The 1,474-nt window shown below is 60.7% G+C and carries 2 protein-coding genes; both read left to right on the top strand.

All coding sequences use genetic code 11. The annotated features are described in order from the left end of the window. A partial coding sequence (locus AC33YF_RS13915) for a helix-hairpin-helix domain-containing protein (RefSeq protein WP_491777811.1) occupies window positions 1-822 on the top strand: 822 nt, incomplete at its 5' end. 39 nt (window positions 823-861) lie between these two features. Further along, window positions 862-1,474 (top strand): RNA-binding protein (locus AC33YF_RS13910; RefSeq protein ID WP_491777810.1); only part of this gene is annotated, 613 nt, incomplete at its 3' end.

Below are 1,474 nucleotides of genomic sequence, written 5' to 3'. Positions count from 1 at the left end.
CCGGACGCCGCGACCTTCATCGTGAATGCGCTTGCACCGGCAGAAGTCGTCAAGGTCGTGCTTGACGAAGATGCCGAGCGCATCGAAGTGGTCGTGCCGGACCAGCAATTGTCGCTGGCCATCGGCCGTAAGGGGCAGAACGTGCGCCTCGCGTCCCAACTGACCGGTTGGGATATTGATATCATGACCGAAGCGTCCGAATCGGAGCGCCGTCAAGCAGAGTTCGCCGAACGCTCCGCCAAGTTCATGGAAGCGCTCGATGTCGATGAGGTCATCGCCCAACTGCTGGCCTCGGAAGGATTTACCTCTGTGGAAGAAGTTGCCTTTGTCGACACGGAAGAGATTTCCTCAATTGAGGGCTTCGACGAGGAGACCGCGGGAGAAATTCAAACCCGTGCGCGCGAGCATCTCGAGAGGCTCGAGGCGGAACTGGACTCGAAGCGCAAGGAACTCGGTGTATCGGATGAGTTGCTTCAGCTCGAAGGTCTGAATACGGCCATGCTCGTCGCTCTTGGCGAGAACGAGGTGAAAACGCTTGAAGACCTGGCCGACTGCGCCACCGACGATCTCGCTGGCTGGATCGAGCGGCAGGACAAGGAAACGACCCGTTACCCTGGGTTTCTTGACGGCTTCGGCATGACACGCCCGCAGTGCGAAGACCTGATCCTGGCAGCGCGCGTTAAGGCGGGTTGGATTGACGAGGCTGATTTGGTTTCCGATGAAACTGAGGAGACCGAAGAAGACGGCGCCGAAGGCACTGAGAGTGATGAGGTGACCACGGGCAATGACGAAGCTTCTGGCGAAGACGCAACCGCGTCATGAGCCGGCACAGATATAAGGCAGTTGTAGTTGGAAACGGCGGTGCAGAGCGAGACGCGACAGACGAAGTCGCGGCAGACCCCTGGGTTTACCCAGCGGCGCTGTGCACTCACACGCGCCCAACGGGCTAAATCTGATCTCATCCGCTTTGTGCTGGGACCGGACGGCACCGTCGTCCCGGATCTCAAAGAGCGCCTCCCCGGGCGTGGCGCTTGGTTCACTGCGGCCCATGATACAATCTCAGACGCCGCCAAACGCAATGCGTTCGGTCGAGCGCTGAAGGCCGATGTCCGGGTCCCGGATGGCCTTGCTGAGCAGGTTGACGGGCTCCTGACCGAACAAGCGCTGGGCGCATTTGCCCTGACCATAAAGGCCGGGCAGGTGGTTTTCGGCCACTCCAAGGTCGAGGAAGCGCTGCAAAAGGGCAGGACTATTGCCTTGGTTCACGCCGCCGATGCGGCCATGGACGGCTGCCGGAAACTGGACGGCAAAGCCCGCGCCGCTACCGGCGGACAGGGGATCCCGGCAATCTGCGCATTTACCGCAGATCAATTGGGTTTGGCATCGGGCCGGACAAATGTGATACATGCTGCCCTCATCCAGGGCGGTGCGGCTCAAAAGTTCCTGGCGGCAGCCTCGCGTGTCGAGCGTTACC

The sequence above is a fragment of the Methyloceanibacter sp. genome (genome assembly GCF_058506495.1).
Note: the sequence above shows the minus strand (reverse complement) of the source record. Positions and strands in the feature narration are given on the sequence as shown.